The organism is Candidatus Binatus sp., assembly GCF_030646925.1.
Taxonomy (GTDB): domain Bacteria; phylum Desulfobacterota; class Binatia; order Binatales; family Binataceae; genus Binatus.
This window is the reverse complement of sequence record NZ_JAUSKL010000028.1, coordinates 1-23,741: the sequence shown is the minus strand read 5'-3', so window position 1 is coordinate 23,741 and position 23,741 is coordinate 1. Positions and strand designations below refer to the sequence as shown.

The following is a 23,741-nucleotide window of genomic DNA, read 5'->3' as shown; positions in this document are numbered from 1 at the left end:
ATCCTCTGCTTGAGAGATAATCACTCTTTAATTGTTTTCAATGTCGGAGGCGTCATTTTCGCCGCCGCTTCGCCGCGCACTTCCATCTTTCGCCACCGACACCCGCGCCGGACGCAGGATTCGATCGCCCAACAGGTAGCCGCGATGGAACTCGCTGACCACCGTGTTCGGCTGATGCTGGTCGGAGCTGACGTGATCGGCCGCCTCGTGCCGCAAAGGATCGAATACTTCGCCGACGGCGCTCACCGGCGTCACTCCCTGGTTGCGCAGAAAATCGTGCAGCGCGGCCAGTACCATCTCGACGCCCTGCACTACCGTCTTGATGTCGGTGCCGCCACGAGCCGCGCTGATCGCGCGCTCGAGGTTATCCACGACGGGCAGCAGGTCGCGCAGGATATTTTCGCGCTGGATGCGAACCGATTCCTCGCTCTGCTGGCGGATTCGCTTGCGCGCGTTTTCCGAGTCGGCGAGCGTGCGCAAGTACTTATCCTTCAGCTCGGCGATTTCCTTGTCCTTGGCCGCTAGCAGCGCTGCGAGGTCGGCGTTGGAGCCGCCCGCATCGGTCGCCGCGGACGCATCAGGTTGCTCGATTCCGCCCGCGTCTGTGCCGCGCGCCGCGTCGGCCTGATCGTGATCATCGCCGAACCCGCTATTTCCCTTGTGTCGATTGCCCATTTTATGAAACCGCTACCCATTTAACCTAAGCATCATTTCATCGTGCGCCAGCACCAGCACTCTGACAGAGCGCAACTCGGTCATTCTCGAGGGAAGAGCCTCCACCGAATGATGCCGTATCTGAAATACCTCGCCCGTTCTTTTACGGGAGAGGGCGCCGGAGTCGCGGGACGCGACGAGGCAGGTGAGGGTGCTGGATCGCGTGCAGGGCACTGCTGCTCGCCATTCGTTCTTCAACGGCGCGGATGACCTCTGCGACTATGGAGCGATCGGTCATCGATGCTGTGCGGCGGCGCGGTGCTTTACCTCTCCCGTTATTCTACGGGAGAGGAGGCCCGCCGCCTTGCGGCGGGTAGGTGAGGGTGCCGGATCGCACGCTGGTTCATCGCGCAGACCTTTGCGATCTTCATTGCTGGAGATTTTGAAGGCGAGCGCGGACGGCGGGCGTCAGTGCTCTAGCAGGCGAGAGATCGCGCGGGCGGTGTACTCGACCAGCGGAATCACGCGGTCGTATTCCATCCGCACCGGGCCGACGATCGCGAGGCTGCCCAGCACGGTGCTGCCGCTGAGATACGACGCTGCGACCACGCTCAGCGAAGCGAGCCGCGGATCGTAGTTTTCAGCGCCGATCGACACGGTCAGGCCGTCGTGTGCGAGGCTTCGCTCGAGCAGCTCCAGCAGCGCGCTCTTGTCCTCGAGCGCGCGCAGCAACTCGCGCATCTTGGAGCGATCGGCGAATTCCGGCTGCTCGAGCGCCTGCAGGCCACCCTCGACGTACAGGTCGATACGCGCGACGTGGCCGGAAATTGCCTCGCCCAGCGCAAGCGCGTCGTGCATGAAGCGATCGTAACGCGCACGCTCTTCCTTGAGCTGCGCCGCGATCCATTTGCACGCTTCGTCGAGCGTGCGTCCCTCGAGCGAGTCGTTCAGGTAGCGCGCCATCCGATCCAGTTCCCCTTGCGAATGATCGCGCTCGGTATCGACGATTCGATTCTGCGCAGCGCCCTTCTCAGTGACGAACACCGCGAGCACCTGCTTTTCGCGGAGCCGCACGAAGTTCACCTGCTCGAGAATCGAGGCTTCGAGCCGCGGCGGCATCACCATCGCAGCCTGCCCGGTGAGCAGCGCGAGCAGTCGCGGAGTATCGCGCAGCACCGCGCTCAGATCGCCGGCCGCAGTCGAGTAGTGAAGTTCGATCTGCGCGCGATCCTCGAAGCCGATTCGCGCCGCAGCCGCGAGATTGTCCACGTAGTAGCGATACGCTTTCTCGGTCGGCACGCGGCCCGCCGACGTATGCGGCTGGCGGAGAAATCCCGCGTCCTCGAGTTCCGACATTATGTTGCGAACCATCGCGGCGCGCACGCCCAGTTGATGCCGCGCGACGATCTGCGCCGAGCCGACCGGCTCCGCAGTCGCGATAAATTCCTGCACGGTCGCCAGCAGCAAATCGTGGCGGCGTTTCGACAGTGTGATATTTTCCTGGCCGAGTTTCATCGCGATGCAATCGTCGAACGGCGAATTTTTGAGAAGCTTTCGCCCACCAGCCTCTACGTTTCAATTGTGTTACGCATCGCGGTCCAACATCAAGCGCCGAATCGGCTACCAAGTGGCGCCGCCGCTGCGATTTCGTCAGCGTTGATTCATCCGGGATGCAATAGCCGCCGCGCTCGCCCTCGATTATGCTCGACTTCGATGGCGCGCAAAGCCAAATCAATCAAGCCGCGGCCGCTTTACGTTCCCAGGGCGCCGACCGGCGCTTCGTGGTTTGAAAGCGACAGCTACGATCGCCGCACGTGGAGCGAGATAGTCGCCGACGCACCCTCGATCGCGGAGCTGGCCGAAGCGGGCGATCGTATCGTGCCGCATTTCGGCGCGCTGGTGCAGGATTTCTTTTTCGCGCTCTTCAAGATGAATCCGGCGTGGCACAAAACCGACGACGTCCGGCGCGCGGCAACTCTGAATCGCACCATCCTCGAGCAGATAGTTCCGTCGCCGTCGTTCCAGGCGCTGCGGCTCCGCACCGAGCTTGAATCCGACAAGGCGGCGATCGCTGCAATCGTGATGAGCGAGCAGGCGCTCGAAATGATCAGGTCGGAACGCCTGATCAATCGCAGCGAGATGGCCGACCTGCAGGACCTCGCGCGGCAGGAGGAAGATCTCGAAAATCGCGGCGAAGCGGTGAAGACCGTCGCGGAAATGGCGGAGCCGAAAGAGGGCGAGCCGGCGCTCGGCGAATCGGAAAAAAAGAAGCTGGCCCAGATGGCCGAGGCGGCTGAACGCGCCGCCAAGGTTTCGGAAGCGCGGCTCAATCAAAAGGCGCGGCGATTCGAGGATGCGATGAAGGGCGCCGATCAGACGGCGCTCAAGCGGATGCAATTGCAGACCGCCGAACTGGCCAAAGAGATCGATCGCGCCGCCGAGGACAGTCACGACTTCAGCCGCGAGTTCGGCCAGGGCGGTCGCGTCTCCGCGGGCGCGCGCCTCGAGCTGGGCCGGCGGCTGGCCCGCAACAAGAAGCTCGGCGAGCTGGCGCGGATGGTCGGACGGTTCAAGCAGGATGCGCGCGCGCTGAAGCACAAGACGCTCGAGCGCGGCGTCGCGGAAGCTTACGACGTCGAACTCGGCGCCGATATCGGTCGCCTGATCCCGTCCGAGCTGCTCGCGATGCATCATCCGGCGCTGCGCCGCGATTTCCATCGCCGATTGCTGGAGGGAACCGTCCTTCAGTATCGGCTGCGGGACGACGAGCAGAAGGGCAAGGGCCCGATGGTCGTTTGTATCGACGTCAGCTCCTCGATGCAGGGCGACAAGGAAATGTGGTCGAAGGCCGTCGCGTTGACGCTGATGGATATCGCGCGGCGGCAGCGGCGGCTTTTTCGCGCCGTGATGTTTTCCTCCGGCGACACGAGCCTCAAGGTGCTCGACCTGAATCGTGAGCGGCGCTATCAGCCCGAACTCGCGAAGGTGGTCGAGATGGCGGAATATTTCCCCGGCGGCGGCACCGATTTCGAACAGCCAATCGACGCGGCGGTGGCGCTGATCAGCGAAAAGAAACTCAAACGCGCCGATATCGTGATTATCACCGACGGCGAATCGCAGGTCAGTCCCGAGTGGCTCGCGCGCCTGCTCGAAGCCAAGCGCGCGTTGCAATTTTCGATTTTCGGAGTGCTGGTCGATGTCGGCTCGGCGGATACGTCGTCGCTCAAGCAGTTCGCCGACAGGATCACTTCGGTGAAGCGCATCAGCGACGATCACGCGCGCGATATTTTCCTCACGATGCAGGCGTGAGCGGGCGGCAAATCGGGATTCTCATCATGGCAATACGACTCGAACCGGCTGACAGGACGAATTGGCGCGAGATGATCGCGCTCAAGCTTCATCCCGAGCAGGAAACGTTCGTCGCGCCGCCGATCAAGTCGCTCGCGATGTGCTACGTGCGCGCGTGGGGCGAAGAATACGACTACCTGCCGTTCGTTATTCGCGACGAAAACGCAGTGGTCGGGTACGTGACGCTGGTCTGCGATCCGCTAAGCGCCGACGACTACTGGATCGACGACATCATGATCGACGCGGCCCATCAGGGCAAAGGCTACGGCCGCCAGGCGCTGAACCTGGTGCTGCGATTGATCGCCGGCAAGTATCCGCGATGCGCCAAAATTCGCCTGACCTGCTTTCGCGGCAACGTCAACGCGGCGGCGCTTTACCTGAGCGTCGGCTTCGTGAAGACCGGTCGGATGACGCCCGAGTTCCTCGAGCCCGAGTATTCGTTGTCGGGCGCCGCGCTCGATAAATTCCGCGCCTAGCCCGTTCAGCGCAAATGCAGAAAATTTGTCATTCTGAGCGAAGCGAAGAATCCCGAATCCTTTACTGTGCTCGCATCGTTCCGGGATTCTTCGGCGTCGCAGCCTTAGCCTCTGAATGACAGAAGGGAGTACGGCGTTTGCTTGGGATGACGGAGATTGCTGCGGGACGGCTATGGGTCGTGGCGCTCGCGATTGCCGCGACTCTGACGTTGTCGAATTCGGCACACAGCGAGGCGCAGCAACAAGCCTGGGTCGAGGAGCCCGGCGCCAAATCGCTCGACGTCGAAGGCGGCAGCGGCCGCGCGTATCTCGATACCGCGTCGGTTCATCGCGGCGACGACGGACTCGTCTATTTCGTCGAAAGCTCGAACGTTGCGCGGCCCGAAGACATCGGCAAGGTCGGCCTGATGAAGGACGCCTACGACTGCGCGAAGGACCTCAAGTACGTCTGCGTCGGCAATAGCAACTGGCGCAACGACCTGAAGAGCACGGTCAACGCCGCTAGCGAACCCGCGCTGCCGGTCTATCGCAAGTACCTGTGCGGCGACTGACTCCGCCCGCGCGCAGCTACGGCGTCAGGATCAGCTTGCCCGTCGATTGCCGCGATTCCATGAACCGATGCGCCTCGGCTGCTTCGGCCAGCGGAAATGATTTGCCAACGACCAGCTTCAACTTGCCACTCGCCATCAGCTTGAACGATTCCTCGATTCCGCGGCGCATCACTTCAGGCACCGCGGTCACGGTGTAGAGCACGAAGCCGCTCACCTTGATCGATTTCTCGAACAGCTTGAACAGGTTGAGCGGTTCGGGCGGCCCGCCCGCGCGTCCGTAGAGAATCAGATGACCGAACGGCGCGAGGCAGGTGAGCCCCTTCTCGAGCGTGGTCGCGCCGACCGCGTCGAGGATCAGATCGACGCCGCGTCCGCCGGTGAGACGATTCGCCTCGGCGGCAAAATCATGCGTCGAGTAATTGATCACGTCGTCGGCGCCATACTCTTTAACCAGCGCGAACTTGCTGTCGCTCGAGACCGTACCGATCACGCGCGCGCCCGCGGCCTTCGCGATCTGCACCGCGACGATTCCGACGCCGCCGGCCGCCGAATGCACCAGCACGGTCTGGCCCGGGCCGGTTCGATGCGAAGTGTGAAGCATGTGCCACGCCGTCAGCACCTGGATCGGAAACGCGGCGCCCTCGGCAAAACTGGTCGAGTCGGGAATCGGGATCACCTGCGCCGCCGGCGCGAGCGCATACTCCGCATACATCTTGCTGCCGAGCGCCGCGACGCGCTGCCCTGCCTTGAGATTCGTAACGCCCGCGCCGATCGCCTCGATCTCGCCCGCGCATTCCAGCCCCGGCGTGTCCGGCAGTTGCGGTTGCATCAGGTATTGCCCTTGCCTGAAGAGCGTGTCGGCGAAGTTGATTCCGGCCGCGCGCACGCGCAGCAGCACCGTGCCGGGCTTGACCTCGGGGCGCGGCACGTCGGCGATCTTCATCACTTCGGGCCCGCCAATCTTATCGAAGACAATTGCTTTCACGACGATGACCTCAGCTTCCGGGATTTTGCGATCTATCTCACGGTTTCACGGGCGATGGAACCGCATCCAAAGACGTTTGACAATCCGGCGGCGGCGCCACTAGCGTCGAGAGCCAACCGACATCCAACCGAAGGTACTAGCGATGAATCGAGATTTCGAATTCAAGCAACTGCTCCGCGCGTATCGGACCGGCATCATCAGCGAAACCACTTTCGAACACGAGATGAGCCTGCTCGAAAACGGCAACGGCAAGGCGTCCAACGGCCACGGCGGATTCCGCGCGTTCGGCAAGACCTATGCGTCGGAGCGGGAAGCGATCGTCAAGTTCCTCGAGGCCGCGAGCGTCGGCGAGACCAACGCCGGCGAGGCGCTGCCGAAGTGGCTCGCGATCTGCCAGACGGATTGCATCCGCGGCGGTATCAAGATGGTCGCCGAGCGCGAGGCGTACCACGGCCGCGTCTTCGCGCAGCGGCTGAAGGAACTCGGCGGCACGATGCCCGATCGCAACACGGACGAAGCGCGCAAGAACGTCGCATACATCTCCGATCCGTCGATCAGCGATCTCGAGAAGCTCGCGCGCGGCGCGACCCGTTTTCCGAATCCGGAGGAAATCATCAGGCCGATTTTCGAGTTCGCCGCGGCGATCAAGGAAGACTATCAGACCAGGGAGATGGTGCGCCTGTTCGCGGAAGACGAACTCTCGACGCTCAAGTGGCAGAAGGCGCTCCACGCGACGCTCACCGCCAGCACGACGCAGGCTGGTGCTGCTGCAACCGCCTGACGCAGTTCGATTCGATACGATTCGATCAGGGCCGGCCGTCCGGCCCTTATTTTTTTGTGCGATCGAATCGCTTCAATTAATCGCGTCATCCGTGCAGCCACATCGCGCTCTCCGCGAATCGTTCGCTGTTCCACCATCCCGGCCGGCCGAGACCGTAGCGAAAATTGATTGAACCGGCCTGGCTCGATAGCGGCGCGATCACCTCGCCGATATCGTTGCGCTGCGCCCGATTCTCCTCGGTCTCCGGCACCACGACGACGATATGCCCCGGCGGTCCATCTTCCTTCCGCCGCGCGACGATCAAGCCGATTGCTCCCTGGTTGACCTCGAGTTGCAGCTTGCTCGCCGTACCGGTCTGGCGCCATCCGAAGCGCGGACCGAAGTCGCGCAGCCATCGGAAGAGATCGTTGGCGCGCGCCTCTTCGATCGTCGCGTTGTAGCGCGGCCGGATTTTTTCGCCCCGCGTGAGCGCCTCGATCGCGCCGGGCGTCCACCACACCCGCGGCAGATAGACGTCCGCAAGATAGCAATAGTCGTGAGCGTAGATGTTGCAGAAGGTCAGGCCGTCATGCTTCGCGTATCGGAGATGCGCCGGGTCATCCGCCGCAAGCCACTCGATTATGGCCGCGAGTTCGCGGCGCAAGTCGTCGGGAGTCGTTCCCGTGCGGCCGGGCTGGCTTGCCTCGTTCAGCGAGTATGCGCCCGCACGCTCGAAGCGCCGCGTGATCGTGCCGTCGTTGTTCTTCAGGTACACCGCGATGATACCGGCGTCGGGCGGCGTCGCGGCGGGCGTGACGATCGGCACGTCGGCAACGTCAGGCGCCGGCTTCAGAAATTGCGCCGACGCGAACCCGCGATAATGCGCGCCCGCCAGGCTCGTCTCCACTTCGCGAAAGCCGTTCACGACCTGATCGTTCACCGCGCGCGCGATCAGCCCGTCAGGCAACCGCGTGATCACGTTGGCGCTGGGATCATCGGGATCGATCGCAGGCTCGCGGCGGAGTCTGAGCGGCTGATCGCGAACATCGACTTCGTAAAACGCTCCCGTCGCGCTGATCGGCGTCGGCGGCGGCAGCGTCGAGGTGCCCGGCTCCGGCTCCGGCATCGAAGCGGAATCGTCGTCCGGCGCCGCGACCGTCTTCGACAGCCGGATAAAATCGAAAATCGCCTCGCCGTAGTACTTGCCGTCGTCTTGATGGCCCTGCTTGAGTCCTCTTTGCGGATCGAAGCGGCCGGCGTTGTACACGATCCCGAGCGCCGCCATCTGAAAGTCGCTCAGCGTCTGGTTGTTCTCGAGACCGAGCTTGCGCAGCCCTCGTTTCAGTTCATTCAGACACTTCGCGAGGCACGCATCGAAGTCGGCGTAGCGCTTGCCGAGGAAAAAATCCGGGTCATCGAGGAAGAACTGCAGGTCGTACTGAAAGATGCCATAGCCGTGGCAGAACTTGTCGGGATGCCCCACCGCTCCTCGATAGCCGGCGATATGCTGCGACATATCTTCGAGCGCCCTGCGCGCGATCTCGAACATCGCCTGTCCATTTTGCCGCGCGACCAAGTCGGCCTTGGTCTTGGGAAAAGCCGAACGGCCGCGGTCCGAGTCGAGCGTATCGCCGACGCACAGTTCCAGAATCTGTGCGAGCCCGAGCGCCTTCTTGCGCGTGACTTGCCAGATATAGCCGGTCTCCTGGCACGCGATCGCCGCGATCAGATCGACGCTCAGCGGAGTGCCGCGGATCGCTGCGTCGATCTTGCTCGCAAATTGCTGCTTGAACCATCGGACATCAGTGGCGTTTGGCATGACGTCGCTCTCCTACAAAATGTATAGCAGCCTGTCACGCCGGATGTCTTGTAGTTTAGCGACAATCGATAGCGTCGATTCCGACAGAATTGACCGCTCGCGACGTGAGCTAGTCCGGCGAGACTTCGAGAATCGCAGCTTCGTTCGGCGCCAATCGTAGCGATGCGCCGGCTGATTCTCCGATGCGATCGAGCGCGGTGCTGAACAGGATTTTTCCGGCGGGCGTATCGATCTCGCGCGCCTCAGCGGTGAAATTCAGCGCGACGATTAGATGCTGCGACGCCGCCTCGCGATGATACACGAGGCAATCATGCGGGCCGCCATCGAAACTGCGATAGCTGCCGTCGGCCAGCGCCGGAGTCGTTTTGCGCAGTCGAATCAGATGCCGATACAGCGACAGCATCGAGCGCGGATCGATGATTTGTTTTTCGACGTTGATCGATTTGAAATCGCCGCACGGGAGCCACGTCTCGGCGGCCCCGGAGAATCCGCCGTTAAGCGCCGATGACCATTGCATCGGCGTGCGGCATCCGTCGCGCCCGACCGGATCGCGCTTGACGACGCCGGGGACTTTCACTTCGCGCATCCCAATCTCCTCGCCGTAGTAGATGAACGGAGTGCCCCGCAGCGTCATGATCATCACCGCCGCGACCCGCGCGCGCGCTTCGCCGTCGCCGCCGCGCGCGTAGCGCGAGAGATGCCGCATGAAGTCGTGATTCGAGAGCGTCCAGGTCGGCCACGCGCCGGGTCCGAATGATTTTTCGGTCTGCTCGATCGCGGCGCGAAAGCGGGCCGCTTCGTAGCGCGCATGCAAAAATCGAAAATTGAATCCGAGATGCAACTCGTCCGGCCTGAGATAATCCGCCAGATGCTCCTGGTTGCGCGGCCACGTCTCGCCGACCAGCACCCGTTCTTTATAGCTGTCGCTGACCGCGCGAAAGCCCCGAATGATGCGATGAACCTCCGGCCGGTCGTTGCTGTAGAGCGGATCCTGCGAGCCCTGCGCGTACCACGGGATATCGGGATCCTGCGCCGCGCGAATCGGATTGTCGCGCAACTGCTCGTCCTTGATAAGGCCCGCGACCACGTCGATGCGAAATCCGTCGGCGCCGCGACCCAGCCAGAAGCGCAGTACGTCGTGCATCGCATCGATGACTTCGGGATTCCGATAGTTCAGGTCGGGTTGCTCTTCGAGAAACATATGCAGGTACCACGCGCCGGTATGCGCGTCGTATTTCCACGCCGGGCCGCCAAACGTGCTCTGCCAGTTATTCGGCGGATTGTCGGCGGTCCCGGGCGCCCAGAGGTACCAGTCGCGCTTGGGATTGGTCGCCGACGATCGCGACTCGATAAACCACGGATGCTGATCCGAAGTATGATTCGGCACCAGGTCAACGACCACGCGGATACTGCGGCGATGAGCCTCGCGCACGAGGCGATCGAACGCGGCGAGGTCGCCGTAGTCCGGATGCACTCCGCAGTAATCGCTGACGTCGTAGCCCCAATCCTTGAACGGCGAGGGATTGATGGGGTTCAGCCAGATCGCATCAATTCCAAGCGAGTCCGGCCCGCCATTCAGGTAATCGAGATGCGCAGTGATGCCGTCGAGGTCGCCGATTCCATCGCGATTCGAATCCGCAAACGACCTCGGATAAATCTGATAGAAAATGCCGGATTGCCACCACTTCAAATCGCTCACCTCCCCTTCGCTAGCCGCAAAGGTGGACCCGAAGCGTCCTTTCTGAATGGCCTAGACAGACGCCTTCCAATCTGAAGAGCGTTAAGTTGGTGTTGATTCCGCACTGCCTGCTTCAGCGACTGCCAGTCCTATCCACTCAGGCGGTGGCAACTTTGCGTGCGAATTAGCGATCAGCGCAGTCTCGAATATCCATTTCAAGCCGCTGTCTGTCGGGAAGAAACCCTCGGTGAACAACCCGATTCCTCCCACCCTCGTATGAATTTGCGGCTGCAATCTTCGGCGTAGCAGTGGCACCCAAGACTTGATTCCGCCCGGCGCCCTCGACACGTCGATCATGATGAATCCTGGGGCGTTCTTCGGGAGCTGCTCTGCTTCTGAGTTGAGGAATACCTCGGCTCTCTCGTCGGCATAAGGCATTCTGACTGAGACATGTCTGGCGGGCTCATCGCCTCCTGCTATTACCCTGGCCATCGCCAGACGCGGCCGATGATCGTCCTCCGGGTGTATATACGGGGTGACCACGTTGGGAGGCGCATGATTCAAAAGCAAAATAGCCAGATTCCCGACGTATTCTTTAGCGAGCCCTTCATGTCGGCAGAACGCAGTTGCATCTGTCGCGAGCTGCTCAATTTCGCCGTCAGTCGGTTCCCGAAGAAGAAAAACCTCTAGGGTGAACGACTTCTTGAGGGAGTAAACGATCTCAGTGAGCCGTCCAAGTACTGAATTCGCGCGCCTTTGAGTATCGGAGATATCGGGGCGAGCTACCTCGATGTAAGTCCAAGGATCTAGCCGATCCCGCACTCGGAAATCAGGCACGCGGGTACGATTGGCGACAGAAATCGGTGGGTATAGCTCAATTTCGGCTGTTGACCTTGAGTGCCGCAACAAATAGACCGCGGTCAATTCGGCGTCCGCGGACGTCTCGCCCGCGCGAACCCGTTCAATTAATTTCTCTGCGCCAACTACGCCATCGAGAGCGGCGAGCTTAATTCCTGTGCGCACAACCTCAAGCGTCGGGGCGGCGCCCCATGCCGTCGCGTTGCGCGCCCTTAGCCACTCGCGACCGAAGATGGCCTCAGTCCGGTCGAACGCGTCGACCAATTCCTCGGGGGTCACCGCAATCGCGGCACCCTTAAGCCAGTTCCGCTCAATATCTTCTAAGTGCCAGGACATCAAGCAAATATTCTAAGCGAAACAAAGTCCGTCACGAGAGCTGGTGGCGGTGCGTTGAACCAAAGAACCGCAGCGAGCCGCGCCAGGGGTTAGACTGCTCTACCTTCGTAACGGACTTCGAACCCGAAGCTCTTCAGCTTTGCGACCGCTTGGTGAGAGTTCGTCGGGTCGTTTGGTGCCACACGCGCCGCTTCAAGCACCAATGGTCGGACTGGAAGCTCTCTGTCGACAACGATCACCGTCCATTTCGGCATCTGCCGCTTCCAGTAAAAATTCTTTGCAGTATGGATGATGTCCATTTTGGTCAGCGCGTCGACTTTTTTGCTTGCCATAGTCTATTCCTCCAAATTCTTATCCGTCATACTACGCACCAAATTATTCAAAATCAAGATGCAACTTCGAATTTTTAGACGGTTGAGGGCGAATTTGACATGACGCGCGAGCCCCATCGTACTTGATGTTTCATGATTTGTCATGATAGATTCCGGGAGAGAATTATCGTGGCTCGCAACCGGGAAAAGTTCGCAACTCAAGTCGATTCGCATGTTATCAAGACTGTGCGCAGCCTCGCGCAAAAGGAAGGCCGGCAACTTCAGGCGCTTGTCGATGAAGCGCTGTCCGACTTGATCGACAAGCACAAGAACGCCCGGCCGCGACCGCAGGTGATGGGAGTCTATCTCGCCAGCCACGAAAGGTACGGCCCCCTTTACAAAAAGCTCGCTGAATGAGCGACCATCTCACGCTTGTGGAAGTGTTGGCGATCCATGCCGATCAGATTGAACGCTACGGCGGTTCACACGGCATCAGAGACCAGGGACTACTCGAAGCCGCTCTCTATCGGCCTCAGACTGGCTACTACGCAGACCTGATCGAGGAGGCTGCTGCGCTCTGGGAGAGCCTTGCGCAGAATCACCCCTTCATAGACGGTAATAAAAGAACGGCTTTTGCCGCCACCTATACTTTTTTAACGATCAACGGCGCGCAGCTCACGGCAACGGCGCCCGAGACATACGCATTCGTTACGAGCCTCTACGCCACCAACGATTTCACTTTCGATAGGCTTGCCCACTGGCTGAGGGCCAACGTCGGCCGGACGACTTAGCTCGCGAAGTGCCAATCTCCCCTAATCTTCGAAGCCCAAGTCCTTCAGGCGTTTGCGCGCTTCCGCGGCCGCGTCGGCATGGACCATCAGGCGCGCCGGCACCGCCGCAGTAGTGCCGAGCATCCGCGACGACGCGGTGTCGAACACGAACGACTCGATGCCCGATTGATTCAGATAGTCATGCGCCATCCGCACCGGCGTCGGATCGATACTCGCCAGCACCTCTTCGAGGTCCGACGGATCGGGCAGTTCGGGGTTGGGTTTGTCGCGCGTTTCTTCATCGGCCATAGGATTAACCAGCTTGGCTCCGCTTCAAGTTTCAGTCGTGCTCGACTGTCGGCGCGGAGGCGAGTCCGTTGATTCGGTAGTAGAGGAACGCCGCCACGGCGACGACGATCGCCACTGCGAGCACCGCGTCGAAGCGATGGAAGTACGGCGCGAGCGCATCCCAATGCTGCCCGAATTTCATCCCGGCATAGGCCAGCATCAGGCACCAGAAGTACGAACCGATCAGCGTGTAGATTGAGAACGGCAGCAGGGGCATCCGCGTTACGCCGGCCGGGAACGCGATGAAGGTGCGCACCACCGGCAGCAAGCGGCTCCAGAAGACGGCGTGCGAGCCCCAGCGCATGAAAAATCGATCGGCGATCTCGAGTTCGTGGGGCGCGATCAGCACGTAGCGTCCGTAGCGCTCGATAAATCTGCGGCCGCCGTATGCGCCGACGTAATACGCGACGTATGACCCGAGCAGGCATCCGATTGCGCCGGCGATCGCGACCAGTTGGAGATTGAAGCGGCCGGTCGCGACCAGGTATCCCGAAAACGGCATGATCACTTCCGACGGCAGCGGGATGCACGCGCTTTCGATCGCCATCAGGAGCGCCACGCCGCCGTAACCGAGCGCCGAGATGGTCGCGATAACGAATCCCGACACGCCCGCGATAATTTTTTCGATCATGCTTTTGCGCTTCTTCCGAAATCGTTCTGCGAAATCTACTCTACCTAAAACAGTTGCATTAGCAGGCGCCCGGAGCAACGCGCGCCCGACGGATGCACGCGCTCAGCGATTTGAAAAAAAACTGGAGCGGAGTGAAATGGACAGGGGCAAGAAGCAGAAGAATTTCTGAAACCTCCCGCAGGTTTCAGGCTTCCCGTTGTGTAAAGATGCGGGCTTCGCCCTGTTAGTAATAATTGAGCTTAGTATGTTTTTCACATGCCGGAGCACAAGTTACCCGGCAGCGAGTTACCCGTACAGATGCGGACGCCGATGAACTCCTAGCACCCCGGACGCTCGATCCATCATTAAGCACCTTCACTGAGCATGGAGCAAAATATGAAGCTCACGATCTTCGCGGCGACCGGGGGTATCGGTCGCCAAGCCCTCCAGCAGGCCATCGCCGCAGGTCACGACGTCACCGCAGTCGCAGCTTTGGCCCACGCCGCGCGCCGTTGCTCGATCTTCAGGCCGAGGCCGCGCCCGTAAAACTCGACCGCTCGATCGACATCGTCCACGTCGATGCAGATTTCGAACTTCATTGCGATCCTCGGCGAATTTCAAGTCGGTCGCGCGATATTTTCCGATCGCGGACCGTGAAAAGAAAAGGCGCGAAAAATGTTGCGCGCGGGTTTGGACACGAAATGTTCCATACCGTATATATGTTGAACGCGAAGGATGCTTGCCGGGTCAATGCGCCAGTGAATTTAAGCAAATGTCGATTTGGCGGGCGATTTTTGCAAGCATAATAAAGTCGAGGAGAACGATGGCGAAGGACACACTGAGCATCACCGACAATCGCACCGGCAAGCATTATGAGATCGCGATCGACGAGGGCGGCGTGATTCGCGCCGCGGCGCTCAAGCAAATCAAGGTCGCGGACGACGACTTCGGCCTGATGTCATACGACCCGGCGTTCACCAATACGGCCTCATGCAAGAGCCGCATCACATACATCGATGGCGACAAGGGAATCCTGCGCTATCGCGGCTATCCGATCGAGGAGCTGGCCGAGAAGAGCAATTACCTCGAGACTGCGTACCTGATCGTGAAAGGCGAGCTCCCCGATCGCGACCATTACGGTCGCTGGGAGAACAACATCAAGATTCACACGATGGTCCACGAGAACATCAAAAAATTCATGGAGGGCTATCGCTACGACGCGCATCCGATGGGGATGCTGGTCGGGACCGTCGGCGCGCTCTCGACTTTTTATCTCGACGCCAAGGATATCCACGATCTCGAGTCGCGCCGGCTGCAGACCCGCCGCCTGATCGGAAAAATCCCGACGCTCGCGGCGTTCGCCTATCGGCATACCAAGGGCCTGCCCTATGTGTATCCGGACAATGAGCTCAGCTACACCGGCAACCTGCTCTCGATGCTCTTCAAGATGACCGAGCTACGGTATAAGCCCAATCCCGTGCTCGAGCGGGCGCTCGACGTGCTGTTCATCCTGCACGCCGACCACGAGCAGAATTGCTCGACCAACGCGATGCGCTCGGTGGGAAGCTCGCAGCCCGATCCGTACGCCGCCGCGGCCGCGGCGATCGCCGCGCTTTACGGGCCGCTGCACGGCGGGGCCAATGAAGCGGCGATCCGGATGCTGATGGATATCGGCTCGGTATCGGCGATTCCCGACATGATCAAGAAGGTGAAGAACGGCGACCGGCGCCTGATGGGCTTTGGCCATCGCGTGTACAAGAACTACGATCCGCGCGCGAAGATTCTGAAGGAGATGGCGGCGCAGGTGTTCGAAGTCACGGGCCGCAATCCGCTGATCGATATCGCGATCGAGCTCGAACGAATCGCGCTGCAAGACGATTACTTCATCTCGCACAAACTGTATCCGAACGTCGATTTCTACTCGGGGATCATCTACCAGGCGATGGGCTTCCCGATGGACATGTTCCCGGTGCTATTTGCGATTCCGCGCACTTCGGGATGGATGGCGCAGTGGGCCGAGATGGTGCGCGATCCGGAGCAGAAGATCGCGCGTCCGCGCCAGGTCTATATCGGCGAGCAGATGCGCCACTACACGGCGCTGCAATCGCGGCCGAAACCGACCCAGCGCGAGGACGCCGTGAGCGAAGCGATCTAGCGTGAGCGAAAGCGATCTAGCCTCACGTTGATTGTCCGGAACGAGTCATAATCGATGATCGGGGCGCGGTTCCCGCTCGTCGCATCAGATCTGAGCGGCGGCAAAAAATCCGCCACTTTGTTAAAAAATAACGCCGATTCGTTGGCCTTTAAACTTTTCGTCTGCTACAAAGAAGGGGAACGCACCAATCGTTATCTGGATGCGTTCAAATCGCTCGGAGTGGCAGCAGCATGAGCAACAACGGGGGAAAGCCACGCGCTAACATTCCAACGCTGGAAGAAGCGTTGCGAAAATTCGCCCGCGAGCGAGGTCTGGGGCCGAAGAAGAACGAAGCGTCCGGCTCGAACGTTCATTACGCTGATTTCGCGAATCGCCGCGAGGATCTGAAAGCGGAAAACGCCGACGAACTCGCGCCGGAGCGGCTTGCGGCAATCGAAGGTTTCTTCGACGAAAAATCAGGTGACAGCGCTCAGATCGTGCCGATCATCGACGGCATCCCGCAGACGCTGCAGCAGCTCGAACTCCTTGCCGCGGCCGAGGAAGCTTTCCGCAAGGATGTTGCCGACCTCGCGGAGGGGCGGCTTGATGCGGATGAAGACGACGAGTCGATCCCGACTGCCGGACGAGTTGCAAACCCAAATCGGCGGCGCGATTTCGCGATCTCCGCGGCCGGCGCGGCGCTGATGATCTTTGCGGCGATATGGCTGACGCGATCGCCCCAGTTGCGGCAGAAGGTGCCCGCATTGATGTCGCAGAATATCGCGACGCAGCCGCTCAAGAGCGGCGCCGACATCGACGCCGGCGATTCCATCACCACCCTCGTGATCCTCGCCGACTCGGATGTCATCCCGTCTGCGCGCAAGCGCGTAAAGCCCTCCGAGCTCGAAATCAATATCAAGGACGAACTCAGGTCGCGCGCGTTCCCCGATATCGGCGTGTCGGTCGGGGCCAGGGGCGATACGTATCTGGCCGGCCAGGTGTACAGCGTCGATGAAGCGGAGAAGATCCGCGAAGTCGTCAAGCAGGTCCCGGGCGTTCGCCGCGCGCATTTTCTGCATCCGGATGTGATCAGCGCCGACGGTCCGGCTTATTTCGGCGTGACCACCGGCTCGGCGCCCGACGTTTGGGGCGCGAAAGTCGAAGCGGTATTTATCGGCTCGCCGGCCGACAAGGCGGGACTCCAGCCGGGCGACGTGATCAGTGCATTCGACGGCCAGACCATTCCGGACGGGAGCGCGCTGAACAGCCTGGTCGCGGGATACCATCCGGGGCAGCGCGTCGAGCTGCGCGTCTGGCATAACGGCCAGCCGGAGTACCTGGTGGCGCGGATGAGCGAGATGACGACGATGGCGGCGCGCTGATCGCCTACGCAATCACGGCTCGAAGAATTATCGAGAGGAGCGATCATTCGATCGCTCCTTTTTCTTTTTGTCGCCGGCTACGCGCGCGCAGCGTACTTTGGCTTGCGCTTCTCGAGGAACGCCCGCGCGCCTTCTTCGATATACCCCGCGCGCACGCATAGCACCTGGTTGCGATCCTCGATTGCGATCGCCTGCTCGAGACTGCCCGCGTCGATACTCATCGCGACACATTCCTTGGTGAGCCTTAGCCCGAGCGGCGAAGTCTCGATCATTTCCTGCGCGAGTTTGGCCGCGGCGCTATCGACCTCCGCGTCCGGCACCAGTTCGGAGACGAGGCCGGTCGCGAGCGCGCGTTGCGCATTGATGAAGCGGCCCGTCAGCAGCAGTTCGTATGCGACCGAACTTCCCACCGTGCGCGGCAGGAAATAGCTGACGCCCATATCGCAGGCGCTCAGCCCGATGCGAATGAAGGCGGCGTTGAAGCGCGCCGATTCGCCCGCGATCCGGACGTTGCAGGCGAGCGCGAGCGCGAATCCTCCGCCGGCGGCGGGCCCACGAATCGCCGCGATGAACGGTTGCGGCGCGCGATGCATCGCGCGCGTAAGATCGCTCATCCGGCGCTGGACCTCGATCGTGTCGGTGGTGGTGGTGCCGAGACCGGTGCTGCCGCAATTCTGCTCCTTGAGGTCGAGGCCTGCGCAAAACGCCCGGCCCGCGCCCTTCATCACGACCACGCGGGTGGTGGAATCGGTGTGCAATCGATGCAGAAAATCTTCGAGCTCCGCGACCATCTGGGCGCTTAGCGCGTTCAGATTGTGCGGTCGATTCAGCGTGAGCCACGTGATTGGGCCGTCGTTGCGGACTTCGATTGCTTCGTATTGCATCGCCAATGCCTCCTGCGTCGATCTCGTTGTCAGCCGGGCGCCGGCTGAACCGGCGACCCGTGGCAATACATACCGCAAACTGCGGCGGGATCGGCAAGCGCCACACAAAGCTCGTGCGACAGAGACATCCAAAAGATGAGCGGCAGGAGCAGATTTGCGATTGACACATCTGCGCAAGGATCGGACGCTAGGAGTTGAAATTTCGCGATATCGAGCGTCAAAGCATGCCAAAGGGGAAAAGGGGTACCGCCGAGCCCAAAGCGGATACGGCCACTGCGTCTTCGCAGCCATCGTCGGTAGCCGAAGCGACGCTGACGATCCCGGAGTTGGCGGAGTACCTGCGCGTACATCCCACGACCATCTATCGGCTGCTGCGAGCGGGTCGCATCCCCGGCTTTCGTACCGGAAACCTCTGGCGCTTCGATCGCGCGGTAATCGATCGCTGGGCAGAGCAGCAGACCGCCTCGTCACATAGCGAAGGATCCCCGCCGCCACGGCGCAAAGGCCGCAAGGCGCGAACTTCAGAACGAACCTGAAGCCTGGTCCGGCCGGCGCGGGTCGCACCGTTTGACAAGCGTGCTCTCAACCGAATAGCTAACCGGCAAAAGCTATTGGCGGAGTTCGCGTCAATTCGATGCCGACGAAATATACCGAAGTAAAAGGATACGCGACCTACTATTACTATCGCGGCGCGACGACCTTGCCGGACGTGATCCCGGATTTCTCGCGCGGCAAAAAAATCCTGTTCATCCACGGCGCAGGATCGAACGGCCACACGTGGCATCGCCAGGGCGAAACGCTCGACCAGAATCACACCCCGATCGCGCTGGACTTGCCGGGGCATGGCCGGTCGGCCGGCGTCGAAGGATTGCGCACGATATCCGACTACGCGGATTTTATCGCGGCGTTCCTCGATGCGCTCGAAATAAAATCCGCGGTCATGCTGGGGCATTCGATGGGCGGCGCGATCGCGATGGATCTCGCGTTGCGCCATCCGGGCCGCGTCGAGGCGTTGATCCTGAGTTGCACCGCGGCCAAGTTCAATATCGCGGCAGAGCGCGTCGAAGCGCTGCGCGCGGTGACGATGGGCCGCGCGCCGCAGGCGTTCAACACCGACGGCTACTCGCCAAAAACGATCAAGGAAAATTTCGAGGTCGTGCGCGAAGGCTGGATGGAACAAATCAAGACCGATCCGCGCGTTCGATACACAGACATCGTAGCGTGCTCGCAGGTCGATTTGCGCGACTCGATCGCGAAGATCGACAAACAAACTCTAGTGATAGCGGGCGCCGACGATCAAAGCACGACGCCCGCCGACGCTGAGTTCATGGCGGGCAAGATTCGCGGCGCGAAAGTGAGCATCATCGCGGACGCGGGACACTTCATCCCGCGCGAACGCCCGGCCGAGTACAACGCCGCGATCGAACAATTCGTCTCAGAGCTGAAGTAGGAATCTGTAATGAGTCTAAGTGGCAAGACTGCAGTCGCCGGAGTGTACGAGCATCCGACTCGCTTCGCCCCGGACAAAAGTTTGTTTCAAATCATGGGCGAGAGCGTGCGCGGCGCGCTCGACGACGCCGGCCTCACGATCAAGGATGTGGATGGAGTTTGCACCGCCGGGATCGGCATGACCGGCATGGGTATCATCAGTTTTTGCGACTACCTGAACCTGACGCCGAATTTCGTCGATTCGACTTCGATTGGCGGATCGTCATTCGTCGCGCATACGGCGCACGCGGCGGCGGCGATTCACGCCGGGCTTTGCGATGTATGCGTCGTGGTGTACGGCTCGACGGCGTCGTCGTCGCGATTCGCAGTCGGCACCGGCGGATTTGGCACAATGGGCGGCGACCCCTGCGATCAATATGAAGGGCCGTTCGGCCCGACCACGGTCGGCGCGTACGCGATGATCGCGCAGCGCCACATGCACGATTACGGCACCACGCCCGAGCAACTGGCCGAGGTGGCGGTCACGATGCGGATGCACGCGTCGATGAATCCGGCGGCCAAGTATCGCGATCCGATCACGGTCGAAGACGTGCTTGCGTCGCGGATCATCTCGTCGCCGCTGCATCTGCTCGATTGCTGCATCATCAGCGACGGCGGCGGCGCGCTGGTGATCACGTCGGCCGAGCGCGCGCGCGATTTGAAGAAAAAGCCGGTCTATATTCTCGGCGCCGGTGAGACGGTGCGGCACGCGGCGCGCGGCCAGCGCGATTTTCTCGAAATCGCGGCGGCGCAATCGGGACGGCTCGCGTTCGAGCGCGCCGGCGTGACGCACAAGGATATCGACTTCGCCATGATCTACGATTCGTTCACGATCACGGTGATCGCGACGCTCGAAAATCTCGGCTTCTGCAAGCGCGGCGAAGGCGGCGCGTTCGTCTCGGGTGGACGGCTCCGCTACGACGGCGATTTTCCGATCAACACGGACGGCGGCGGGCTGTCATCGAATCATCCGGGGATGCGCGGAATTTTTCTCGTGATCGAAGCGGCCAAACAACTGCGCGGCGAATGCGGTCCGCGCCAGGTGAAGGATTGCAAGATCGCGCTCGCGCACGGCACTGGCGGCGCGCTCGGCCTGCGGCACTCGGGCGCAACTTTAATTCTCGGCAATCAGTAGGCGATATCATGGCGGAAAATAAACCAGCGAAATATTCGAAGCCGCTACCTCATCTCGACGAAGAAAACCGGCCGTGGTGGGAAGCGCTCCAGCGCCATGAATTGTACATCCAGAAATGCCGCGATTGCGGCGACGTCCGCTATTATCCGCGCGCGATGTGCACCAACTGCCTGTCGCCGCGCACCGAATGGGTGAAGTGCAGCGGGCGCGGCAAGGTCTATACCTTCACCGCGACGTATCAGAACAACGTGCCGGGATTTCGCGAATCGCTGCCGTATATCATGGCTTATGTCGAACTCGACGAGGGCGTGAAAATGCTCACCAACCTTGTCGACTGCCAACCCGATCAGGTTAGAATAGACATGCCCGTCGAGGTCGTATACGAGGACGTCACGCCCGAAGTGACGCTCGCGAAATTTCGCCCGGCGAGGTGAGGACGCAAACCTGGTGAGCACAACCCTTGACCTGCATACTCATAGCGAAGCATCGGAGGACAGCCGCGCACCGGTAGAGGCGTACCTCAACTGGATCAAGTTGCGCCGCGCCGAGCGCCCGCTCGACGGAATCGTCCTGACCGAGCATCGCCAGTTCAATCGCGCGGCGGACTATCGCCATCTCGAGGACAAGTTCGGAATCATGGTGCTGCGCGCGTCGGAAGTCGAAACGAATTACGGGCACATGCTGGTCTTCGGCGTAAACGACGACATGCTCGCGCGCTTCGATTTTTCGAATATCAGGCTCGACGCGCAGACGGTGATCGATGAAGTCGCGCGGATGGGCGGAATCGTCGTGCCGTGCCATCCGGGGCGTCCGAACATCGGGCTCTACGAGCATTACGAATCGAAGCCGTCGCTCGAGAACGTCGTCGCGGTCGAGGCGCTGAACGGCGGATCGCGCAAGGGCGAGGACGCGCGCGCTGACGAACTGATCGCGAAGTACGGGTACGCATCGACGGGCGGATCGGACAGCCATTTGGTGAGTTTGATCGGGCTTTGCGCGACGCGGTTTGCCGCCGATATCAAGGACCTCGAGGGGCTGGTGCGGGAACTCAAAACCGGCGCATACGAAGCAGTCGATTTTCGGCCGCGCAGAAAAGTGGTGCCGCACGCCGTCGCGGTGGAGACAAGGTAACGAGGTAGCGATGGTCGACTACGATCCAACGATAATCAACAAGGTTTTCGAGCACACCGATCCGGTCGAAGTTAGGCCCGACATGATCGAGCGCTTCTGCGAAACCCTGGGCGAGCGCAATCCGCTGTACACGGATCCGGCGGCGGCGAAAACCGGGCCTTACGGCGGAATCGTCGCGCCGCCGTCGTTTGCGGTGACGTTTCGCAACGGACGGCATTTCTTCGAGCACATCCCGCGCTTCGGAAGACGCGGCTTCGACGCCGGCAAGGATGTCGAATTCGTCGCGCCGATCCATCCGGGCGACAAAATTTCGCTGAGCTCGCACGTGAAAGAAATCTACGAGAAGACCGGGCGCACCGGCTCGATGGTGTTCGTCGTGATCCGTTCCACGCTCACCAATCAAAACAACGAAACGGTCGCGCATATCGACCATCGCTTCATGAACCGGCCCTGACGCGCGCGCGGGATTCGAAGAAAGTGAAAAAGTTTGACGAAGTGAATATCGGCGACACGCTCGGACCACTCGAGCTCACGGTCAGCAAGGATCAATGCCGCGCGTATGCGAAGGCCGCGGGCTTCGGCGAGATCGCGGGCCGCTTCACCGACGAAGCAGCCGCGAAGAAAGAAGGCCTCCCCGGGATAATCCTGCCGGGCAACATGAGCCTCGGGCTCTTGTCGAAGCTGGTGACGGATTGGATCGGGTTCGGCGGCGCGCGCCTTATCAGGCTGGGCACAACCTATCGTGTGCCAGTGCAGCCCGATCACGCGATGACGATTCACGGCTTCGTGACGAATACCAATCCCGACGATCGGACGGCGGAGATCGACGTGTGGATCGAGAACGAAGAAGCGGAGCGCCTGGTGACTGGCACCGCGACCGTCGAGTTTCCGCAGTAGGACCGCGCGCGATCATTACTCATATTTCGACTTGCGCACCCCAGGGGCCGCTCCACATTTCTTAAGCCGCCGCTCGCGCCCGAAACTGGCGCGCACCATCGGGGCCGTCGCCCCTGACGATCATTGCGAGGCCTTCTGCTAAGCTCACGCGCTGATCGCGCCCGCCCGCGGGCCGGCGCCATCACCATCCATGGATCGCGAACGTATCGTCCAGCTCTTCTTCTTCGGCTTCCTGGCCGCGATGGCCTTCGAGCTCTACGGCTTGCTGACGCCGTTCCTCACGCCGATCGCGTGGGGAATCCTGCTCGCCTTTATGGCTCATCCCGCGCTGATCGAAGTGGACAAATACGTCAAGCGGCGTTCGCTCTCCTCGATGATAATCACGGTGGTGGTGCTGCTGGTCGTTATTCTGCCGATCTTCTGGCTGTCGGGACGGCTCGTGATGGAGGCGCAATCGCTCTACGCCGAAGCGACCGCGCTGGTGCAGAGCGGCGGCCTGGTCAAGATGCACGACTGGGCGATGCGCACTGAGTTCGGCGCGTGGATCGTCAAGCGGCTTAGCGAGCATGGCTATTCGGTGGACGAAGAATTGCCGAGGCTCACGATGGAAGCGGCGAAGGCTACCAGCGACTACATGGTCCGAAACGCCACGCAGGCCGCCAGGAACGTCCTCGGTTTCGTGTTCGATTTCGGTATCGCGCTGCTCGCGTTCTTCTACATGCTGCGCGACGGCGACGACTACGTGCGGAGCCTCCGCAACCTGACTCCGCTGCACGATGACGACAAGAAAGCGATCTTCGATACGCTGCGCACCACGCTGTCGTCGGTGATGCGCGGCCTGATGCTGACGGCGGTGCTGCAGGGCGTGACGATCGGGCTCGGGCTTTTGATTTTCGGCGTGCCTTACTGGCTCTTTCTCGCGATCGCTTCCGCCGCCGCGGGCCTGATGCCGATCGGCGGTACCGCGCTGGTATGGATTCCCGCGACGCTCTACCTCGGCTACGCGTCCGGATGGTCGTCGGCGATCGGACTGGTGATCTGGTGCTCGATCGCGCTCGCCGTCATCGACAATTTTATCAAGCCGCTCGCGATGCGCCATGGCACCGGACTGCCGACGCTCGCGCTGTTTCTCGGAATTCTCGGCGGACTCGAAGTTTACGGCCCGCTCGGACTGTTCGCGGGGCCC

General features: G+C 61.1%; 28 protein-coding genes and 1 pseudogene. 18 read left to right on the top strand and 11 right to left on the bottom strand.

Features of this window, described 5'->3' with window-relative positions; genetic code table 11:
* Nucleotides 1-27 precede the first annotated feature (27 nt).
* Nucleotides 28-675 carry a nucleotide exchange factor GrpE gene (gene grpE / locus Q7S58_RS03980; protein WP_304821063.1) on the bottom strand — a complete coding sequence of 216 codons (648 nt, stop codon included), beginning with the start codon at nucleotides 673-675 and terminating at the stop codon, nucleotides 28-30.
* 447 nt (nucleotides 676-1,122) lie between these two features.
* Entirely contained in the window at nucleotides 1,123-2,169 is a 1,047-nt protein-coding gene (hrcA, locus tag Q7S58_RS03975; protein WP_304821061.1) for a heat-inducible transcriptional repressor HrcA, read from the bottom strand.
* A 198-nt stretch (nucleotides 2,170-2,367) separates the two neighbouring features.
* Here hrcA and Q7S58_RS03970 point away from each other — a divergent pair, with 198 nt between their 5' ends.
* The 3 genes from Q7S58_RS03970 to Q7S58_RS03960 all read left to right on the top strand — a co-directional run bounded on the left by Q7S58_RS03970 (nucleotide 2,368) and on the right by Q7S58_RS03960 (nucleotide 5,029).
* Nucleotides 2,368-3,963 (top strand): VWA domain-containing protein, encoded by a 1,596-nt coding sequence (locus Q7S58_RS03970; protein ID WP_304821060.1) that lies wholly within the window; start codon nucleotides 2,368-2,370, stop codon nucleotides 3,961-3,963.
* A gap of 26 nt (nucleotides 3,964-3,989) precedes the next feature.
* Nucleotides 3,990-4,478, top strand: coding sequence for a GNAT family N-acetyltransferase (locus tag Q7S58_RS03965; protein ID WP_304821058.1), 489 nt, complete (start codon nucleotides 3,990-3,992; stop codon nucleotides 4,476-4,478).
* Nucleotides 4,479-4,624: 146 nt separating this feature from the next.
* A complete protein-coding gene (locus Q7S58_RS03960; protein ID WP_304821056.1) occupies nucleotides 4,625-5,029 on the top strand; it encodes a hypothetical protein in 405 nt (134 codons plus the stop codon).
* A 16-nt stretch (nucleotides 5,030-5,045) separates the two neighbouring features.
* On the opposite strand, the gene Q7S58_RS03955 is transcribed toward Q7S58_RS03960, so the two are convergent.
* Nucleotides 5,046-6,014, bottom strand: coding sequence for a quinone oxidoreductase (locus Q7S58_RS03955; RefSeq protein ID WP_304821054.1), 969 nt, complete (start codon nucleotides 6,012-6,014; stop codon nucleotides 5,046-5,048).
* Between the two features lie 142 nt (nucleotides 6,015-6,156).
* Here Q7S58_RS03955 and Q7S58_RS03950 point away from each other — a divergent pair, with 142 nt between their 5' ends.
* A complete protein-coding gene (locus Q7S58_RS03950; RefSeq protein WP_304821051.1) occupies nucleotides 6,157-6,795 on the top strand; it encodes a hypothetical protein in 639 nt (212 codons plus the stop codon).
* Between the two features lie 85 nt (nucleotides 6,796-6,880).
* Here Q7S58_RS03950 and Q7S58_RS03945 read toward each other — a convergent pair whose 3' ends face one another.
* The 4 genes from Q7S58_RS03945 to Q7S58_RS03930 all read right to left on the bottom strand — a co-directional run bounded on the left by Q7S58_RS03945 (nucleotide 6,881) and on the right by Q7S58_RS03930 (nucleotide 11,797).
* On the bottom strand, nucleotides 6,881-8,593 hold the full coding sequence (locus Q7S58_RS03945; RefSeq protein ID WP_304821050.1) for a hypothetical protein: 1,713 nt from the start codon (nucleotides 8,591-8,593) through the stop codon (nucleotides 6,881-6,883).
* Between the two features lie 109 nt (nucleotides 8,594-8,702).
* Nucleotides 8,703-10,292: an alpha-amylase family glycosyl hydrolase gene (locus Q7S58_RS03940; RefSeq protein ID WP_304821048.1), complete on the bottom strand. Its 1,590-nt coding sequence runs from the start codon at nucleotides 10,290-10,292 to the stop codon at nucleotides 8,703-8,705.
* 81 nt (nucleotides 10,293-10,373) lie between these two features.
* Complete coding sequence (locus Q7S58_RS03935) at nucleotides 10,374-11,465, bottom strand: hypothetical protein (protein ID WP_304821045.1); 1,092 nt, start codon at nucleotides 11,463-11,465, stop codon at nucleotides 10,374-10,376.
* Nucleotides 11,466-11,554: 89 nt separating this feature from the next.
* Nucleotides 11,555-11,797, bottom strand: coding sequence for a hypothetical protein (locus Q7S58_RS03930; protein ID WP_304821043.1), 243 nt, complete (start codon nucleotides 11,795-11,797; stop codon nucleotides 11,555-11,557).
* A gap of 165 nt (nucleotides 11,798-11,962) precedes the next feature.
* Here Q7S58_RS03930 and Q7S58_RS03925 point away from each other — a divergent pair, with 165 nt between their 5' ends.
* Both Q7S58_RS03925 and Q7S58_RS03920 read left to right on the top strand, forming a co-directional pair.
* Nucleotides 11,963-12,193: a hypothetical protein gene (locus tag Q7S58_RS03925; protein ID WP_370655452.1), complete on the top strand. Its 231-nt coding sequence runs from the start codon at nucleotides 11,963-11,965 to the stop codon at nucleotides 12,191-12,193.
* Nucleotides 12,190-12,567: a type II toxin-antitoxin system death-on-curing family toxin gene (locus tag Q7S58_RS03920; protein WP_304821039.1), complete on the top strand. Its 378-nt coding sequence runs from the start codon at nucleotides 12,190-12,192 to the stop codon at nucleotides 12,565-12,567. The genes Q7S58_RS03925 and Q7S58_RS03920 overlap by 4 nt, the downstream gene beginning before the upstream one ends.
* Before the next feature lie 21 nt (nucleotides 12,568-12,588).
* On the opposite strand, the gene Q7S58_RS03915 is transcribed toward Q7S58_RS03920, so the two are convergent.
* Both Q7S58_RS03915 and Q7S58_RS03910 read right to left on the bottom strand, forming a co-directional pair.
* The gene (locus Q7S58_RS03915; protein WP_304821036.1) at nucleotides 12,589-12,855 is read right to left on the bottom strand and encodes a DUF2007 domain-containing protein; all 267 of its coding nucleotides are present in this window, start codon (nucleotides 12,853-12,855) and stop codon (nucleotides 12,589-12,591) included.
* A 31-nt stretch (nucleotides 12,856-12,886) separates the two neighbouring features.
* Nucleotides 12,887-13,525 (bottom strand): DedA family protein, encoded by a 639-nt coding sequence (locus Q7S58_RS03910; RefSeq protein WP_304821035.1) that lies wholly within the window; start codon nucleotides 13,523-13,525, stop codon nucleotides 12,887-12,889.
* Between the two features lie 375 nt (nucleotides 13,526-13,900).
* Here Q7S58_RS03910 and Q7S58_RS22050 point away from each other — a divergent pair.
* A pseudogene (locus Q7S58_RS22050) lies at nucleotides 13,901-13,990 on the top strand (epimerase); the annotation flags it as partial.
* Here the strand turns inward: Q7S58_RS22050 and Q7S58_RS03905 are convergent.
* Nucleotides 13,972-14,103 (bottom strand): VOC family protein, encoded by a 132-nt coding sequence (locus Q7S58_RS03905; RefSeq protein WP_304821033.1) that lies wholly within the window; start codon nucleotides 14,101-14,103, stop codon nucleotides 13,972-13,974. The pseudogene Q7S58_RS22050 and the gene Q7S58_RS03905 sit on opposite strands and share 19 nt — an antisense overlap.
* Before the next feature lie 224 nt (nucleotides 14,104-14,327).
* Between Q7S58_RS03905 and Q7S58_RS03900 the strand changes: the two genes are divergently transcribed.
* From Q7S58_RS03900 to Q7S58_RS03890, 3 genes are read left to right on the top strand one after another with little or no spacing between them, the layout of a single operon-like run.
* Nucleotides 14,328-15,659, top strand: a complete 1,332-nt coding sequence (locus tag Q7S58_RS03900) for a citrate synthase (RefSeq protein WP_304821031.1) — start codon at nucleotides 14,328-14,330, stop codon at nucleotides 15,657-15,659.
* Between the two features lie 54 nt (nucleotides 15,660-15,713).
* A complete protein-coding gene (locus Q7S58_RS03895) occupies nucleotides 15,714-15,893 on the top strand; it encodes a hypothetical protein (RefSeq protein WP_304821029.1) in 180 nt (59 codons plus the stop codon).
* Nucleotides 15,890-17,020, top strand: a complete 1,131-nt coding sequence (locus Q7S58_RS03890) for a PDZ domain-containing protein (RefSeq protein WP_304821027.1) — start codon at nucleotides 15,890-15,892, stop codon at nucleotides 17,018-17,020. Before Q7S58_RS03895 ends, Q7S58_RS03890 begins: the two co-directional genes overlap by 4 nt.
* Before the next feature lie 77 nt (nucleotides 17,021-17,097).
* On the opposite strand, the gene Q7S58_RS03885 is transcribed toward Q7S58_RS03890, so the two are convergent.
* Nucleotides 17,098-17,904, bottom strand: a complete 807-nt coding sequence (locus Q7S58_RS03885; RefSeq protein ID WP_304821025.1) for an enoyl-CoA hydratase/isomerase family protein — start codon at nucleotides 17,902-17,904, stop codon at nucleotides 17,098-17,100.
* Nucleotides 17,905-18,128: 224 nt separating this feature from the next.
* On the opposite strand from Q7S58_RS03885, the gene Q7S58_RS03880 reads away from it, so the two are divergent.
* The 8 genes from Q7S58_RS03880 to Q7S58_RS03845 form a co-directional block, all read left to right on the top strand.
* On the top strand, nucleotides 18,129-18,440 hold the full coding sequence (locus Q7S58_RS03880) for a helix-turn-helix domain-containing protein (protein ID WP_304821022.1): 312 nt from the start codon (nucleotides 18,129-18,131) through the stop codon (nucleotides 18,438-18,440).
* Between the two features lie 98 nt (nucleotides 18,441-18,538).
* Nucleotides 18,539-19,354 (top strand): alpha/beta fold hydrolase, encoded by an 816-nt coding sequence (locus Q7S58_RS03875; protein ID WP_304821020.1) that lies wholly within the window; start codon nucleotides 18,539-18,541, stop codon nucleotides 19,352-19,354.
* Nucleotides 19,355-19,363: 9 nt separating this feature from the next.
* On the top strand, nucleotides 19,364-20,527 hold the full coding sequence (locus Q7S58_RS03870; RefSeq protein WP_304821018.1) for an acetyl-CoA acetyltransferase: 1,164 nt from the start codon (nucleotides 19,364-19,366) through the stop codon (nucleotides 20,525-20,527).
* Between the two features lie 8 nt (nucleotides 20,528-20,535).
* The gene (locus tag Q7S58_RS03865; RefSeq protein WP_304821017.1) at nucleotides 20,536-20,961 is read left to right on the top strand and encodes a Zn-ribbon domain-containing OB-fold protein; all 426 of its coding nucleotides are present in this window, start codon (nucleotides 20,536-20,538) and stop codon (nucleotides 20,959-20,961) included.
* Between the two features lie 13 nt (nucleotides 20,962-20,974).
* A complete protein-coding gene (locus tag Q7S58_RS03860) occupies nucleotides 20,975-21,658 on the top strand; it encodes a PHP-associated domain-containing protein (RefSeq protein WP_304821014.1) in 684 nt (227 codons plus the stop codon).
* Nucleotides 21,659-21,668: 10 nt separating this feature from the next.
* Nucleotides 21,669-22,112, top strand: coding sequence for a MaoC family dehydratase N-terminal domain-containing protein (locus Q7S58_RS03855; RefSeq protein WP_304821012.1), 444 nt, complete (start codon nucleotides 21,669-21,671; stop codon nucleotides 22,110-22,112).
* A gap of 23 nt (nucleotides 22,113-22,135) precedes the next feature.
* A complete protein-coding gene (locus Q7S58_RS03850) occupies nucleotides 22,136-22,555 on the top strand; it encodes a MaoC family dehydratase N-terminal domain-containing protein (RefSeq protein ID WP_304821010.1) in 420 nt (139 codons plus the stop codon).
* A gap of 190 nt (nucleotides 22,556-22,745) precedes the next feature.
* Nucleotides 22,746-23,741 (top strand): AI-2E family transporter (locus Q7S58_RS03845; RefSeq protein WP_304821008.1); only part of this gene is annotated, 996 nt, incomplete at its 3' end.

Coding starts and splice junctions, on each gene's coding strand:
- grpE (WP_304821063.1), bottom strand. CDS start 675: ATGGGCAATCGACACAAGGGAAATAGCGGGTTCGGCGATGATCACGAT.
- hrcA (WP_304821061.1), bottom strand. CDS start 2,169: ATGAAACTCGGCCAGGAAAATATCACACTGTCGAAACGCCGCCACGAT.
- Q7S58_RS03970 (WP_304821060.1), top strand. CDS start 2,368: ATGGCGCGCAAAGCCAAATCAATCAAGCCGCGGCCGCTTTACGTTCCC.
- Q7S58_RS03965 (WP_304821058.1), top strand. CDS start 3,990: ATGGCAATACGACTCGAACCGGCTGACAGGACGAATTGGCGCGAGATG.
- Q7S58_RS03960 (WP_304821056.1), top strand. CDS start 4,625: ATGACGGAGATTGCTGCGGGACGGCTATGGGTCGTGGCGCTCGCGATT.
- Q7S58_RS03950 (WP_304821051.1), top strand. CDS start 6,157: ATGAATCGAGATTTCGAATTCAAGCAACTGCTCCGCGCGTATCGGACC.
- Q7S58_RS03945 (WP_304821050.1), bottom strand. CDS start 8,593: ATGCCAAACGCCACTGATGTCCGATGGTTCAAGCAGCAATTTGCGAGC.
- Q7S58_RS03935 (WP_304821045.1), bottom strand. CDS start 11,465: ATGTCCTGGCACTTAGAAGATATTGAGCGGAACTGGCTTAAGGGTGCC.
- Q7S58_RS03930 (WP_304821043.1), bottom strand. CDS start 11,797: ATGGCAAGCAAAAAAGTCGACGCGCTGACCAAAATGGACATCATCCAT.
- Q7S58_RS03920 (WP_304821039.1), top strand. CDS start 12,190: ATGAGCGACCATCTCACGCTTGTGGAAGTGTTGGCGATCCATGCCGAT.
- Q7S58_RS03915 (WP_304821036.1), bottom strand. CDS start 12,855: ATGGCCGATGAAGAAACGCGCGACAAACCCAACCCCGAACTGCCCGAT.
- Q7S58_RS03910 (WP_304821035.1), bottom strand. CDS start 13,525: ATGATCGAAAAAATTATCGCGGGCGTGTCGGGATTCGTTATCGCGACC.
- Q7S58_RS03905 (WP_304821033.1), bottom strand. CDS start 14,103: ATGAAGTTCGAAATCTGCATCGACGTGGACGATGTCGATCGAGCGGTC.
- Q7S58_RS03900 (WP_304821031.1), top strand. CDS start 14,328: ATGGCGAAGGACACACTGAGCATCACCGACAATCGCACCGGCAAGCAT.
- Q7S58_RS03895 (WP_304821029.1), top strand. CDS start 15,714: ATGATCGGGGCGCGGTTCCCGCTCGTCGCATCAGATCTGAGCGGCGGC.
- Q7S58_RS03890 (WP_304821027.1), top strand. CDS start 15,890: ATGAGCAACAACGGGGGAAAGCCACGCGCTAACATTCCAACGCTGGAA.
- Q7S58_RS03885 (WP_304821025.1), bottom strand. CDS start 17,904: ATGCAATACGAAGCAATCGAAGTCCGCAACGACGGCCCAATCACGTGG.
- Q7S58_RS03880 (WP_304821022.1), top strand. CDS start 18,129: ATGCCAAAGGGGAAAAGGGGTACCGCCGAGCCCAAAGCGGATACGGCC.
- Q7S58_RS03875 (WP_304821020.1), top strand. CDS start 18,539: ATGCCGACGAAATATACCGAAGTAAAAGGATACGCGACCTACTATTAC.
- Q7S58_RS03870 (WP_304821018.1), top strand. CDS start 19,364: ATGAGTCTAAGTGGCAAGACTGCAGTCGCCGGAGTGTACGAGCATCCG.
- Q7S58_RS03865 (WP_304821017.1), top strand. CDS start 20,536: ATGGCGGAAAATAAACCAGCGAAATATTCGAAGCCGCTACCTCATCTC.
- Q7S58_RS03855 (WP_304821012.1), top strand. CDS start 21,669: ATGGTCGACTACGATCCAACGATAATCAACAAGGTTTTCGAGCACACC.